The sequence below is a fragment of the Acinetobacter sp. YH12200 genome (assembly GCF_013418175.1).
Lineage (GTDB): Bacteria > Pseudomonadota > Gammaproteobacteria > Pseudomonadales > Moraxellaceae > Acinetobacter > Acinetobacter pseudolwoffii.
In genome coordinates this window covers 73,005-88,199 of record NZ_VPCO01000009.1, presented here as the reverse complement: position 1 = coordinate 88,199, position 15,195 = coordinate 73,005, and the positions used below count along the sequence as shown (strand labels likewise).

Genomic DNA, 15,195 nt, shown 5'->3' with positions numbered 1-15,195 from the left:
AAAGCTTGGCTGTTTCACATAATTTTAAAAATTATTCTGAAACTTGAATAGGCAAACCTGCAATTGAGGTCAGTTCTGTAAAGGTCGGGAAACTGGTGGCTACCGTTTCCGTACCGACAATCTTGATCTGCTCCGAATTACGTAAACCGGCAATCGAAAAACTCATCGCGATACGGTGATCATGATGCGATTCAATTTCACCACCGGTAAAGATTGGCGACCAGTCACCTGATTTGCCCTTCCCTTCGATAATAATGCCATCTTCAGTTGGGGTACAGTCAATGCCCATGGTTTGCAGGCCATCTGCCATCACCTGAATACGGTCCGATTCTTTTACGCGAAGCTCGGCAGCACCGGTCAAAATCGTCTGACCTTCGGCACACGCAGCAGCAATAAACAGCGCCGGGAATTCATCAATCGCCAATGGCACCTGATCTTCAGGCATATGAATGCCTTTAAGCGTACGCGTACCACGAATACGGATGTCTGCAATCGGTTCACCGCCAGCAATGCGTTCATTTTCAACGGTAATGTCCGCACCCATCTGTTTCAGGATTTCGATCACGCCAGTACGGGTCGGGTTGATACCAACAGCCTCTAAGGTCACATCCGAATTTTCAGTAATCGCAGCGCCGACCATAAAGAAGGCCGCAGAAGAAATATCAGATGGCACCTGGATATTGGTTCCGACCAGCTTTCCACCACCTTGTAATGAAATACGATTGCCTTCAGTTTTCACCTCATAACCAAATGCACGCAACATACGCTCAGTATGGTCGCGGGTTGGTTCAGGTTCAGTCACTGCGGTTTCGCCATTTGCCCATAGGCCCGCCAGCAAAATACCTGATTTTACCTGCGCTGATGCCATTGGCAAATCGTACTGAATGCCTTGTAGTTGCTGGTTACCTGTAATCGAGACAGGCGGAGTTCCACGTTCACCCGTGGTCTGAATCAGTGCACCCATTTCACGTAAAGGCTTGGCAATACGTTCCATTGGGCGTTTAGATAGGGATGCATCACCGGTCATCACTGAATCAAATTTCTGCGCTGCCAGCATACCGGACAGTAAACGCATTGAAGTACCTGAGTTGCCCATATAAATGGCAGACTGTGGCGCTTTAAGACCATGCATACCGACGCCATGAATGGTGACTTCACCATTTTTAGGGCCTTCGATGCTGACGCCCATGTCACGAAAAGCCTGCAAAGTTGCCAGTGCATCTTCACCTTCAAGGAAACCAGTCACATGTGTTGTACCTTCAGCGATGGCACCAAACATGATCGAGCGATGTGACACAGATTTGTCACCTGGCACGGTAAATTTACCTTGAAATGTCTTGGCACCCGGCTGAATGGTAAATTGTTGTGTCACTTTATTTTTCTCCATGAAAGGTTTCTTGGCGAGCATATGGTTGAAATGCTGGCGAGCTGCCTGCGCATGACCCAATAAGCCCATCAATGCTTGGGAATCTTCATCTTCGATCAATTTGCGAATCATCGCGAGCTGCTGTTCAAAGCCATCTACGGCATTCAGAACTGCTTTTTTGTTGGCAAAAAAGATGTCATGCCACATTTGTGGATCACTGGCGGCAATCCGCGAGAAATCACGGAAGCCACCGGCAGCATAACGAAATATGTCTAAGTTGTCTTCACGTTTGGCCAGTTGTTCGACCAGATTAAACGCCATTAAATGCGGAAGATGACTGGTATGTGCCAGCACTTCATCGTGCTTGTCCACATCCATGCAAATCACTTCGGCTTTGGCCGCTTGCCACAGTTGAATCAACTTCTCCACGGCCCAATCGCTACTGCTTGGCAGTGGCGTCAAAATTACCTTGTGATTGGCAAATAGATCGATTTTTCCTGCATGTACACCGGTATGCTCTGCACCTGCAATCGGATGACCCGGCACAAAACCTGCTGGAAGCTGGTCACCAAAGACCGCTTTAGCCGCATCGACCACATTACCTTTGGTACTTCCCACATCAGTAATAATGACATTTTCCGTCAAATACGGCTGAATCAGCTCAAGTACTTTTTGTGTGGCACGTACCGGCAAAGCCAGAACAATCAGATCTGCACCTTTGACTGCATCTACAGGATCGGCATAGCCTTCAGAAATCAGACCAAGTGCCTTGGCATCTTCCAAAGTCTTGGACGAACGTGTCGATGCCACAATGTCATTGGCCAAATGCTCGGCTTGAATGACACGCGCCAGACTTGAACCAATCAGTCCAAGCCCGATAAATGCAACTTTTTCAAACAATGGCTGCGACATGAATTAAGCTTTTGCCTCTAAACCCAATACTGTAGCAAGCGCGCTTAAGAATTTCGCGTTTTCTGCTTCAGTACCAATCGATACACGAATGTGGCTGGAAATACCGACCGGACGTACAATCACCCCTTGTTTCAGCAAACCGTTGAAGGTTGCTGCGGGGTCTGCCTGTACATCAACCAGAATAAAGTTAGCACGAGAAGGCACATAGTCCAGACCCAAAGCCTTAAAACCTGCTTCAAGTTGCGCCATACCGGCTTTATTTACTTCGCGAGAACGCGCGATAAAGTCTTCATCTTTCAGTGCAGCCACCGCAGCGACCATGGCCAAATGATTGACGTTAAATGGCTGACGAATACGGTTTAAATAATCGGTCACTTCAACCGATGCCAAGGCAAAACCAACACGCAGTGCAGCCAGACCATAGCACTTCGATAAAGTACGGCTGACAATCAGATTTGGATATTGTTGCAGGAATTTCAGGCTATTGAAATTTTCCGGGAAATATTCCACATACGCTTCGTCTAGCACCACAATTACATTTGCAGGGACTTTTTGCATGAAAGCTTCAAATTCAGCTTCTTCGAACCAGGTTCCGGTCGGATTGTTCGGATTGGCAATGAAGACGAGTTTGGTATTGTCCTGAATTGCTGCTGCCATCGCTTCAAGGTCATGTGAAAAACCTTTGGCAGGTACTTCAATCGCTTGTGCATTAATGGCTTGAGTGACCAGTGCATAAACCGCAAATGCGTGCTGGCTATATACCACAGAATCGCTTGAAGAAACGAAGGCACGGGCAAACATTTCTAGCAAGTCGTTTGAACCATTGCCCAGCGTAATCTGATCATGATTAAAACCAAACTGAGTTTTAATCTGATCTTTCAGGATAAAGCCACCTCCATCTGGATAACGGCCAATTTCAGCAATTTCCGCAGCGACTGCTTCTTTGACTTTATCTGAACAACCCAGTGGATTTTCATTGGATGCCAGCTTGACGATATCGGTAAGACCCAACTCACGCTCAAGTTCACTGATCGGTTTACCTGGCTGATATGGCTTTAATTTTGAGATGCCTGAATTGGCTGGAACAAACGACATTTTAGACTTCCAATTTTAGGTATAAAACAGTGGTCAGCACCCTCGCCCTGACCACGCATAGCTGACTTAAAGTACAGCGGCAGGATATGAACCAAGCACGCGAACTTCTTTCACCAAAGGACGAATTTCTGCAATTGCGGCTTTGACATGTTCCTGCTCAATATGACCTTCAAGATCAATGAAGAACACATAAGCCCATTTTTCCGGAAGTGCTGGACGCGTTTCAATACTGGTCAAGCTGATATTGTGCTTGGCAAATGGCGCCAGAATTTCCAGCAATGCACCAGCACGGTCATGTGCAGAAATCAGTAATGAGGTTTTATCATTGCCACTTTGAGGCACTTTTTCACGGCCAATCACCAAGAAACGTGTGGTATTTTCCGGATTGTCCTCAATATTGCCATGCATAATTTCAAGATTATAAATACTCGATGCAATTTCAGAAGCAATCGCAGCAGAATGCCATTCATTTTGAATACGGCGCGCAGCCTCAGCATTAGAACTTAAAGCCACACGTTCTACACCCGGATAATGCGCGTCTAACCATTTACGACATTGCGCCAAGGTCTGCTGATGTGCATAAATCTGTTTAATACTGTCTTTACGGGTATTTTCAGAAATCAGAAATTGATGATGAATCGGCAATTCAACTTCGCCAATCACATTCAGGTTCGAAGTTTTAAAACAGTCCAGGGTATGATTGACTACACCTTCAGAGGAATTTTCCACCGGCACCAAACCATAATGGGCACTGCCCGCCTCGACTTCACGGAAGACTTCATCAATTGTCGGTAAAGGTCGAACCACCGCATCATGACCAAAGTGCTTGAGTACCGCAGAATGGGTATAGGTTCCGACTGGCCCTAGAAACGCAATACTTTGCGGAGCTTCAAGCGCAAGACAAGCGGACATGATTTCACGGAACAGACGTGCCATGGTGGTGTCGGACAATGGCCCTTCATTACGCTCCATGACATTGCGCAACACCTGTGCTTCACGTTCTGGGCGGTAAAACAGCGGACTTTCTTCTGAAGCAAACTTTGCTTTTGCAACTGCTTCAGCCAAACGTGCCCGGCGGTTAATCAATTGCTGGATTTGCTGATCAACAGAATCGATATCCTCACGAATTTTTGCCAAATCAAGAGAAGTCGTGGTGTTTTGATCGTCGTTGATCATTGTTATGTCGCCCTTCATAAACCTTATCTGTTCAGTATAACAATAGTGAGCTTTAAAATGTTACGCAATATGACATTGCTAGATTAAGTCTTAAAAACAGACAGTTGGTTTTAACCACTCATCGCTTTTAGTCATATCTGGTAACATTTAGTTCAGCATTTTGGCTTGATTTACATTATCAAATTGTAAACTTAGCCTCTCCATCTTAACTGATTTTAATGAATATGAAATATCACTATTTCTTAATCTATATAGCGGTTTTAAGCATAAGAAAATTAAAATAATAGCTTTGTACATGTCTTTTTTGACCTATTAAAATCTGAGATATCTTTCACAATAAAATGCACGCTCCTCAAGCTCATTTCTCTTATTTAATATTGATTTTCCTAAATTTTTTACATGAAATTACTACTCTGTTACAAAGCAGAGACGTTTTTTCAACCTTTAACAGCTAGTCTAATTTAAATCATGAGTTGGGGGGATCAATCATGCCAAAAAGAATAGCAGTACTTATAACAAATAATTTTGAAGACCAAGAATACCTAGAGCCAGTGGCTGCCTTGCTGGCTGCCCATCATAGCGTCTGCAATATCGAACTTAACGCCGGCAAAGTGGTCTATGGGCTGCATGGCTGTTCTGCCGTGACCATCGACCGTGGCATCGAACAAATCAGTATTGATGACTTTGATGCCTTGCTGATTCCAGGGGGCGAATCTGCGGTTTCTCTCTCTACCGATGTTCGGGTGCTACAGTTCATCCATGCCTTCAATCAGGCCAAAAAAGCTATTTTCAGTTTATGTGATGCATCCTTATTACTGTGTGAAGCAGATGTGCTGAAAAATCGGATTATTACCAGTATCCGGGCGCATGCGAGTCGCGTACAGCATGCGGGTGGAACCTATTATGATGTAGAACTGGTAAATGATAATAACCAGTTGATCTCATCGCGCCTGCCCAATGATCTGCCCATTTTTATTCATGAATGTTTGAATGTCTTGAAATCATAAAATTTAAAACAGAGTCACGGCTCTTTGCTATAGCTTGCCTGTAAAAAAAGAGTCCTTAAAAAGGACTCTTTTTTCATTCATAAATTAACGTCCTAACAGACCACGCGCTACAATTTCTTTCATGATTTCATTGGTACCGCCATAAATCCGTTGAATACGGGCATCGACAAAGAAGCGTGAAATTGGATATTCAGTCATGTAGCCATAACCACCAAAGAGCTGAAGCAGATTGTCAGCAATCTTCATCTGCATATCGGTAGAAAAACTTTTCAATGCCGCTGCAGTTTCGACATCCAGTTTCCCTTGCATATAAAGCTCAAGATTCTGGTTATAAAAAGCTGCGGTCGCCAATTCATCAATTTTCGCTTGTGCCAAAACAAAACGAGTATTCTGGAATTGACCGATGGCCTGACCAAAAGCCTGACGCTCTTTCACATATTGTGTGGTCACATCAATAGATCCACGAATGGCGCCTAGAGCGGTTGCGGCGATGGCGGTACGCTCACGTGGCAATTCCTGCATCAGGTAAGCAAATCCCTGTCCAAGCTGACCCAGCAATTGCTCCTTTGGCACTTTGACATTGTCGAAGAACAGCTCCGAAGTATCCTGAGCATGCAGACCAATCTTGTCCAGATTGGTGCCTTTTTTGAAGCCTTCCAGATGAGTATCAACCAGCAGCAACGAAACGCCTTTGGCGCGAGCTTGCGGATCAGTTTTGACGGCAAGTACCACCAAATCCGCATGCTGACCATTGGAAATGAAGGTTTTTGAGCCATTTAACAGATAATGTTCATCCTGCAAGATGGCGCTGGTGCGCATGGCTTGCAAATCTGAACCAGCACCCGGTTCAGTCATGCCAATCGCACCGACCACTTCACCGGTGACCATTTTTGGTAACCAGTATTTTTTCTGTTCTTCGGTACCGATATGCAGGATATACGGCGCTGCAATATCGGAATGACAAGACAGACCTGTGGCGATAGCACTGTATCCGGCACGTGCAGATTCTTCGATCAGCATCAATGAATAATCGGTCGGCACCCCATAGCCGCCATATTCTTCTGGGACATCGACACACAAGAAGCCATTTTCACCGAGTGCATTCCAGACCGAACGCGGCATCAGACCTTCACGTTCCCACTGGTCATAGTACGGCGCGACATGTTCGTTCATAAAGCGTTTAAAATTATCGCGGAATAATTCTAGATCGGCATCGTAAGCAAGCATTCTATTGTCCTTGTTGTTTATCATTTTAGTTTCCTTTTCACAGACTATCGACTTTCATGCTTCCTGTCATGTGCCGGCATTCATCTTTTTACTAACTTCACAGTCAATAAAAAAGGAAGCCGAAGCTTCCCTTTTAGACACGAAAAACAGACTCAAACTTAGTGAGCGTTATTGCCTTCTTGCGCCATTTTTTCATCAATTTCTGCAGGATTCGCTAAAGCGTAGTTCAGCTTGTCCATATCTAACTGGCCCACCCATTTCGCAACCACTAAAGTCGCCAAAGAGTTACCGACCAGATTGGTCAAGGCACGTGCTTCAGACATGAAACGGTCGATACCGAGAATCAATGCCAGACCTGCAACAGGAATATTACCTACAGCAGCCAAGGTTGCCGCCATCACAATAAAGCCTGAACCAGTCACACCTGCCGCACCCTTAGATGAGATCAGGAGTACCAGAAGCAGCGTAATCTGATGAGATAAATCAAGTTGCGTATTGGTTGCTTGTGCAATGAAGATCGCAGCCATCGTCAAGTAAATCGACGTACCATCGAGGTTAAATGAATAACCAGTTGGAATTACCAGACCTACCACTGATTTTTCAGCACCGGCAAGTTCCAGTTTCTTCAACATACGTGGCAGTACTGACTCTGAAGAAGACGTCCCCAGTACAATCAGAAGTTCTTCGCGAATCAGGCGGATCATCTTCATGATGCTGAAACCAGCAAAACGCGCAATTGAGCCTAATACGATGAAAATAAACAGTACGCAGGTGAGATAGAAACAGATGATCAACTGTGCCAGCTGAGCAAGAGAACCAATACCATATTTACCAATTGTAAATGCCATCGCACCAAATGCACCAATTGGAGCAAGTTTCATGATCATATTCACGATGTTGAAGAACACATGTGAAATCTGGTCGATGAGTTTCAGGACTGGCTTGCCTTGATCACCGAGCTTATGCAGTGCAAAACCAAAAATGATCGCGAACAATAGAACCTGCAGGATTTCGCCTTCCGCAAATGCACCCACAACCGTATTTGGAATAATGTTCATCAGGAAATCGATGGTCGATTGTGACTCACCTGAAGTGACATATTTACTGATGCCACTGGTATCCAGTGAAGCAGGATCAACGTTCATGCCCACACCAGGCTTCACAACGTTAATCACGACCAGACCGATGACCAAAGCAATCGTAGATACGATCTCGAAGTAAAGTAAAGCAACACCACCCGTTTTACCGACTGATTTCATGCTTTCCATACCCGCAATACCGCTCACCACGGTACAGAAAATCACAGGCGCGATGATCATTTTAATCAGACGGATAAATGCATCACCAAGCGGTTTAAGCTGTTCGCCCAAGCCAGGGACATGTTGTTCTACGCCATTGATAATTTGCGTACCACTCGGCGAGAAATGCCCGACCAGAATACCTGCAATAATAGCCACAATCACCTGAAAATACAGTGACTTATAAATAGGTTTTTTCGCCATAATAAATCTACTTGAACGATATCTGAAAATAAAAAGACCATTTTGAGAAATGCACTGATCTGTTCATCTGCTCTGAAGATGAACTGGATCAAATCTCAATAGGCTCAAGAGAATGTTCAAAATGAAAATCAGCCACGCATTCAATCTGACGCGCAGCATCAGACCAAAGTATTAAATGGGAGAAAGAGATTAAGAAAACTTAAACAAACTCTAAAAATTGTCTGAATTTTACTGAAAAATCCCATTAAATGTGCATAAAGTCTTATGCAATTGCCTGCTTTTTGCTCGCATTGAATTAGACATTAGTCGATAATCAGATTTCAATGCCTGTTTTCCGTATACTGAAAGCTTTGTTAATTTTAGACTCTCCTCATTGACCCCAATATTTGCTGCAAGCTGTATAAGTTATGAATACCAAAAGAAATATTTATAAAGATTTCGAACATCCCTTTGCCCAATATGTACGCATCGTAGGGAAAGGAAAAAATGGCGCCCGCTCCCTCAGCTATGATGAAGCCTATCAAGCCTTTAGCATGATTCTGAAAGATGAAGTGCTCGATGTGCAGCTAGGGGCGTTCTTGATGTTATTGCGGGTCAAAGAAGAGTCTGTAGATGAGTTAGCCGGTTTTGTTCAGGCCACACGCGACCAGCTTGACTTTAAGCAGCTGGATGTCGATCTGGACTGGTCCTCTTATGCAGGCAAGCGCAAGCATTATCCATGGTTTATTCTGGCAGCACTGACGTTGGCCAAGCATGGTTATACTATTGTGATGCATGGTGCCGCTGGTCATACCATGAACCGGGTTTATACCGAACAAGTGTTAACTTGCTTAGGCTATCCAATCTGTCAAAATGATGATGAAGTGGAGCAGCAATTACAGCAACGACATTTTGCCTATATCCCGTTAGAGGTGATTTCTCCGATTCTGGCAGATCTGATTGGCCTACGAAATGTAATGGGACTGCGCTCCCCGATTCATACGCTGGCTCGTTTAATTAACCCGTTTAATGCCAAAGCAACGCTGCAAGCAATTTTCCATCCGGCGTATCGGGGTTCGCACCAACAGGCGGCTTTCCGCTTAGGTTATAAAAATAGTGCGGTAATTAAAGGTGAAGGGGGCGAATTTGAGCGTAATCCGGATGCCAAAACCCTGATCTGCGGCATTAAGAATGGCGAACTGTACGAATATGAACTACCGAAACTGACTGACAATCGTAGTCCGGTTGAGGAAGAACTGGATCTGGCCTTATTTAAAGCAGTATGGGATGGTCAGCAAAGCCATGAATATGGCGCGATTGCGGTTACGGAAACCATGGGCATTGCATTGTATAGCATGGGTGCATGTAAAAGCTATGAAGTTGCGATGCAAAAAGCCAAAGAATTATGGGTGAATCGTCACACCGTTTAAACTTTGAAATGTGTAGAAAAAAAGCATTGTTCCTTCATTGAACAATGCTTTTTTAAATATCTTTCGACTGACTCGACCTCAGTGCTTAGACAAAACGAATTGGCTTGAATTCCGGTTCATTCTTGTGATGATCATCATCACATTCCTCGCCTTCTTCTTTAGTACCGCGATCGATAAAACCGCTGCGCTCATTTTCAGGCAAGTTTTTCATTTCCCAGGCATAGACTGCCTGCATACAAGTCTGGCGTTGTTCCTGAGTTAGGGCTACACCATTTGGCCACTTTCCAATTTCAATTGCTGTTCTTAGGCGTTCAACAATCTCAGGATTGAGTACGGCAAGCATTTGTTCAATATTCATGATTTAATCCTGCTTAAAATAATCAAAGTCCTGATTCCACCCCAGTTTGGTTCGACAGGCATTATAAAAGTCATAGCCCGGTGGATGCAGAAGATTCAGTTTAAAGGGATGCTTGCGAATATGGACGCTATCGCCAACATTCAAAGACACACTGTGTTGTCCATCCGCACTGACCATCGGCAGTACGCGATTTTCACGAATCAGTAATTTAATTTCGCTGTGTCCACCGACCACAATCGGGCGTGAAGACAAGGTATGCGGATGCATCGGCACCAGCGCAATCGCATCCATACTTGGATGGACAATTGGCCCGCCCCCAGAAAGTGCATAAGCCGTAGAGCCGGTCGGCGTCGATACAATCAGGCCATCACTGTGCTGACGATAGACATACTGTCCGTCAATATTCAGTTCAAAATCGATCATATGTACCGATTTTCCTGAATGCAGTACCACATCATTCAGTGCAATTGCATCGTAAATCACTTCGCCTTTGGAGCGAATTTCGACTTCGAGTAAAAAACGTCGCTCAGTCTGAAAATCACCTTTTAACACCTGATCCAGCTTAAAGATGACTTCGGTCGGCTTGATGTCGGTTAAGAATCCCAGACGCCCACGGTTAACGCCGATCACAGGGGTATTGTACTTGACCAGTGCGCGTGCGGCATGCAAAAGCGAACCATCCCCTCCTACCACAATGACCAGATCAACGACTTCACCAAGTAAAGCACGACTGACAGTTTGGGTATTGTTATATGGAACGAGTTCAGCTGTCGCTGCATCAAAAACAGGATGTAGGCCTAAATTCAGAAGATGATCATGAATAAGACATAAGGTTTCAACCACCGATGATTTATCAGGACGTCCTATTAACCCGATATTTCGAAAGGTTTTATGGGAAATTTGCACCAGTGTCGTCGCTCCGCTACGGATCTTGCATATCATAGCATTAAGCTATACCTGGATGATAATTTATAACAGGATGCTAGCTCGTCGCAAATTATTTGAAATATATTTGAATTAAGGAGAAATTGTGGGCTTTGATTTTAATTTTAAGCGCATTTATTGATTAAATATTGCAAAATGATTAAAAGCTTCGCATGATTAGCACAATTTCACAGGATCTTATAAGTATTTATGAAATCTGAACGTGGCATGGGGTTTTTTGCCTTAATTTTCTCGATTTTAGTCATTTCCATCTTTGTCGTATTTAGTATTTACCTGATTAAATTAGATAATATTGTACGCGAAAAATTTGAAGGTCAACGCTGGGATATTCCGGCGAAAGTTTTCGCACGTCCAATGGAAGTGTACGTCAATGCCCCAGTCAGTCAGCAGGATTTCCAACAAGAATTAAAATTACTCGGTTATAAAAACTCGGATAGTTATGCCAAGTCGGGCAATTTTGTCACTACGGGAAATACTTTATATGTACATACCCGTGGCTTTGATTTTGGTGATCGGGTTGAACCGGAACAAGTTCTGAAAGTGAGTTTTAATGCTAACCAAGTGACTGAGGTCAGCGCCACCAAGCCATCTTCTAGCGGTATTGCCCGACTGGAACCCTTATTGATTGGTGGAATTTATCCACAGCATAACGAAGACCGGGTACTGATCAAACTGAATAAAGTGCCTAAACCATTGATCGAAGCGCTCATCGCAACTGAAGACCGTAAATTCTATGAACACCATGGCGTATCTCCACGCGGTATTGCACGTGCTGTTGTCAGTAATATTACCGGTGGCAAACGTCAGGGTGGCTCGACTTTAACCCAGCAACTGGTGAAAAATTTCTATTTAACGCCTGAGCGTACCTTAAAGCGTAAAGTCAATGAAGCCTTTATGGCCATGCTGGTTGAATTACATTATGACAAGAATGAAATTCTGGAAGCTTATCTAAATGAAGTGAATCTCGGCCAAAATGGTAACTATTCAATTAATGGTTATGGCTTGGCTTCTCAGTTTTATTTTGGTCTGCCACTGCGTGAACTGAATATTTCCCAGCAGGCTTTTTTAGTCGGTCTGGTACAAGGCCCGAGTCTATATAACCCATGGCGTAATCCTGAAAGTGCGAAAAAACGCCGTGATATCGTCCTGAATAATATGCTGGTGATGGGCTATCTAAGCCAAGAACAATATGAAAAAGAAACCGCACGTCCATTGAACGTGATTTCAAAACCAACCTTGGGCCCTGCACGTTTCCCGGACTTCCTGGATATTGTGCGTCGTCAATTACGCACTGACTATCAGGAAACTGACCTGACCAATCAGGGTCTGCGTATTTTCACCACGCTGGATCCTTTGGCTCAAACCCGAATTCAGGACAGTTTTAAGCAGACAGTCGCACGTTTAACCAAATCTAATCCGGGCCGTTTAAAAGACTTGCAGGGTGCAGTTTTGGTATCACATCCGGAAAATGGTGAACTGGTTGCAGCAGTCGGCTCGACTCAAGACTTTACCGGTTTTAACCGTACAGTAGATGCCAAACGTCAGGTGGGTTCATTATTAAAGCCTGTGATTTACCTGAGTGCACTGGAATCAAATCGTTACCATTGGGCCAGTCCGATTGAAGACAGTGAAATTAGTGTACAAAGTGATGGTAAGACCTGGACGCCGAAAAACTACAGTGGCCGTGGACATGGTGTCGTACCGATGTCACAAGCGCTGTCACAATCCTATAACCTGTCTACTGTACGTTTAGGACAAGAATTTGGTCTGTCTACCTTTATTAATCATCTGAAAAAATTTGGCGTCACTTCCGATATTCCATCCTATCCGTCTATTTATTTAGGTGCGGTGGATATGTCGCCAATGGAGGTGATGAATATTTATGGTAACTTCGCCACAGGTGGCTTTAAATATCCAACCAAGTCAATTCGTTCTGTGGTCGATGCCAATGGACGGATACTCGACCGTTATAGCTTAAGCGTACAACCGACCATTGACCCGGCTTCAGCCTATGCCCTGAATTATGGCCTGCAACAGGTCATGTCGAGTGGTACAGGCCGCGCAGCTTATAACAGTCTGCCGAGTAATCTGAATCTTGCAGGTAAATCAGGCACCACCAATGATAGCCGTGATTCATGGTTTGCCGGTTATTCAGGTAACTATATGACGGTGGTCTGGCTCGGTCTGGATGACAATAAAGTCACTGGCCTAACCGGTTCCTCGGGTGCTCTTCCGGTCTGGGTCAATGTCATGAAACAGCTACGTCAGAAGCCGGTCAATCTGCCACAACCGAATGAAATTCAATGGCACTGGCTGGATCGTTATACCGGCTTGTTGTCTGCGCCAGGCTGTGAAGGTGCCATGTATATTCCGATTTCGCAGCATTCGCTACCGAATCAGGCCACCCCTTGCGGTCTCTCGCGCTACGTGACGGAACCAGTGACCATCGACTCGGAACCTTCTTCTTCCAATCCGGACGAGATGGATGATATCAGCCGTTATATACAAGAAAGTGAAACAGAAATAGAACGCGATCTTGCCAACGAAACCCGTATTATCTCGAGTGGAAGTTATAGCCATTAATTGAGTCTATGTTTATGTTACAAAAAATCATCCCTGGCCTGCTCATCCTCAGTTTGGTGGGCTGCCAAAGCTTTCCTGAGCCAGAGCCAGCTGCTCCAGCCAAACCTGCAACAGAAAAGCCTAAACCACAGACCCCAGACGGCGTCGTGATTACGCCTTATGACCGTCCTGAAATCAAACGCCAGAAAATTGTAATTCCTGAGCAAAAGCCTAAAAACCAGAAATTTGATGATGGCCGTAATCTGCCTGCTTTCAAGCGTCTTATGCAGCAAACCCAGCAGGCCTATGCCAAGCAGCAATTTTCTCAGGCCGAAGCAGCAGCGGTACAAGCCCAGCGCCTGGCACCTCAAGCATCTGAAACTTATCTGTACCTGGGCATGATTGCGAACCGCAAAAATCAGCCTGCACGTGCAGATGCTTTTGCATTACGTGGCCTGAGCTATGCGCAATCAAATGCGATGAAGAAACAGCTCTGGCAGGTTCGTTTAAAGGCTGCACAACAGCAAAAAGACACCAAAGCCATTCAAAATGCCCAGCAGGCTTTAAAAGGACTTTAGTCTCTGTCTAAATGCTTACTAATGGAAAGCAGCTTACCTAGATATTGCGTATACCGGCAATACCGTAAGCATGCTGGCTCTGTGCATAGCTCAGATCTTCTGTTTTCAGCCCGCCCAAAGCGAAAACCGGAATCTGTACCTGTGCTGCCATCTGTTTAAATTGTTCCCAGCCTAGTGGCGAAGTATCCGGGTGCGTTTGTGTTGCAAGTACAGGACTGAGCAAAGCTGCCTCACAGCCCACCTGCTCAGCCTGCTGTAATGCCGCCAGATCATGACAGGCTGCAATATAACGATAACCTCGCATCAACTGGCCGGGTTGCACAGCCATTAATTGCGATTGTTTCAAGTGAATGCTTCGAATCGTTTGCTGCTGTAATTCATTGAGCTGTGACCAGAGTTCCTGATTAATCATGAGCTTGGAAAGCTGTTCAATCGGAAGCTGTTGTAATTGTATGACCCGTTCAGGTGTGATTTCAACGCGCCAATATAGCATCTGATCTGGATCAAGTTGATGTAAAATCGCCAGATCATCTGCGATCTTAATACGTTGTGGCCATTGCAGCTTTTGCAGCATGGACTGGTTGGCTTTGGGAAAATTCAGACTGCTGAGCTGTTCACGTGCATACCAGCTCCAGGGTTTTTTAATTCCTGACAATTGTGATGCAGATACTGATGCATGAAAGACATGTAAATTGACGATGACATCTTCATACTCATGACTGATAAAATCGAATGCATGCCAGTGTTCCAGATCAATTCCGACCTCTTCCTGCACTTCACGCCGACAGGCTTCGACAGGCTGCTCGCCCTGTTCTACCTTTCCACCTGGAAATTCATATTTATTGCCCTGATGCTGTTTTGCCTCACGCCAACCAACAAGCACCTGATTTTGATGAAATAAGATTGCAATCGCAACATGAATTGTAGGTTTAGACATAATTTTACTGCACTCGAAGTTTTACAAATTTTAAGCAAATTGCACTATTTTATAAATTACAGAATAATTCGTTGACAGACCCATTCGATAATGATTATCATTTAAACCAATCCAAACAGAT

The 15,195-nt window shown here is 44.6% G+C and carries 12 protein-coding genes; 4 read left to right on the top strand and 8 right to left on the bottom strand.

What is annotated here, in order from left to right; all coding sequences use genetic code 11:
• Window positions 1-31: 31 nt before the first annotated feature.
• The 3 genes from FTU90_RS07995 to pheA form a co-directional block, all read right to left on the bottom strand.
• Window positions 32-2,278, bottom strand: coding sequence for a bifunctional prephenate dehydrogenase/3-phosphoshikimate 1-carboxyvinyltransferase (locus FTU90_RS07995; RefSeq protein WP_180072270.1), 2,247 nt, complete (start codon window positions 2,276-2,278; stop codon window positions 32-34).
• Window positions 2,279-2,281: 3 nt separating this feature from the next.
• Window positions 2,282-3,373, bottom strand: coding sequence for a histidinol-phosphate transaminase (hisC, locus tag FTU90_RS07990; protein WP_180072268.1), 1,092 nt, complete (start codon window positions 3,371-3,373; stop codon window positions 2,282-2,284).
• A gap of 66 nt (window positions 3,374-3,439) precedes the next feature.
• On the bottom strand, window positions 3,440-4,549 hold the full coding sequence (pheA, locus tag FTU90_RS07985) for a prephenate dehydratase (RefSeq protein WP_005097461.1): 1,110 nt from the start codon (window positions 4,547-4,549) through the stop codon (window positions 3,440-3,442).
• Window positions 4,550-5,037: 488 nt separating this feature from the next.
• Here pheA and FTU90_RS07980 point away from each other — a divergent pair, with 488 nt between their 5' ends.
• A complete protein-coding gene (locus tag FTU90_RS07980) occupies window positions 5,038-5,556 on the top strand; it encodes a DJ-1/PfpI family protein (RefSeq protein ID WP_005097462.1) in 519 nt (172 codons plus the stop codon).
• A gap of 84 nt (window positions 5,557-5,640) precedes the next feature.
• Here FTU90_RS07980 and FTU90_RS07975 read toward each other — a convergent pair whose 3' ends face one another.
• Window positions 5,641-6,783, bottom strand: a complete 1,143-nt coding sequence (locus tag FTU90_RS07975) for an acyl-CoA dehydrogenase family protein (protein WP_180072289.1) — start codon at window positions 6,781-6,783, stop codon at window positions 5,641-5,643.
• A 158-nt stretch (window positions 6,784-6,941) separates the two neighbouring features.
• On the bottom strand, window positions 6,942-8,285 hold the full coding sequence (locus FTU90_RS07970; protein ID WP_180072266.1) for a dicarboxylate/amino acid:cation symporter: 1,344 nt from the start codon (window positions 8,283-8,285) through the stop codon (window positions 6,942-6,944).
• Window positions 8,286-8,692: 407 nt separating this feature from the next.
• Here FTU90_RS07970 and FTU90_RS07965 point away from each other — a divergent pair, with 407 nt between their 5' ends.
• Window positions 8,693-9,694 (top strand): glycosyl transferase family protein, encoded by a 1,002-nt coding sequence (locus tag FTU90_RS07965; RefSeq protein WP_180072264.1) that lies wholly within the window; start codon window positions 8,693-8,695, stop codon window positions 9,692-9,694.
• Between the two features lie 85 nt (window positions 9,695-9,779).
• On the opposite strand, the gene FTU90_RS07960 is transcribed toward FTU90_RS07965, so the two are convergent.
• Both FTU90_RS07960 and FTU90_RS07955 read right to left on the bottom strand, forming a co-directional pair.
• Complete coding sequence (locus FTU90_RS07960) at window positions 9,780-10,052, bottom strand: YeaC family protein (protein ID WP_005097466.1); 273 nt, start codon at window positions 10,050-10,052, stop codon at window positions 9,780-9,782.
• A gap of 3 nt (window positions 10,053-10,055) precedes the next feature.
• Window positions 10,056-10,994: an NAD(+) kinase gene (locus FTU90_RS07955; protein WP_005097467.1), complete on the bottom strand. Its 939-nt coding sequence runs from the start codon at window positions 10,992-10,994 to the stop codon at window positions 10,056-10,058.
• Between the two features lie 192 nt (window positions 10,995-11,186).
• On the opposite strand from FTU90_RS07955, the gene mrcB reads away from it, so the two are divergent.
• Window positions 11,187-13,580 carry a penicillin-binding protein 1B gene (gene mrcB / locus FTU90_RS07950; protein WP_180072262.1) on the top strand — a complete coding sequence of 798 codons (2,394 nt, stop codon included), beginning with the start codon at window positions 11,187-11,189 and terminating at the stop codon, window positions 13,578-13,580.
• Window positions 13,581-13,594: 14 nt separating this feature from the next.
• On the top strand, window positions 13,595-14,137 hold the full coding sequence (locus tag FTU90_RS07945; RefSeq protein WP_180072260.1) for a tetratricopeptide repeat protein: 543 nt from the start codon (window positions 13,595-13,597) through the stop codon (window positions 14,135-14,137).
• Window positions 14,138-14,174: 37 nt separating this feature from the next.
• On the opposite strand, the gene FTU90_RS07940 is transcribed toward FTU90_RS07945, so the two are convergent.
• Window positions 14,175-15,074, bottom strand: a complete 900-nt coding sequence (locus FTU90_RS07940) for an NUDIX domain-containing protein (protein ID WP_180072258.1) — start codon at window positions 15,072-15,074, stop codon at window positions 14,175-14,177.
• Between the last annotated feature and the right edge of the window lie 121 nt (window positions 15,075-15,195).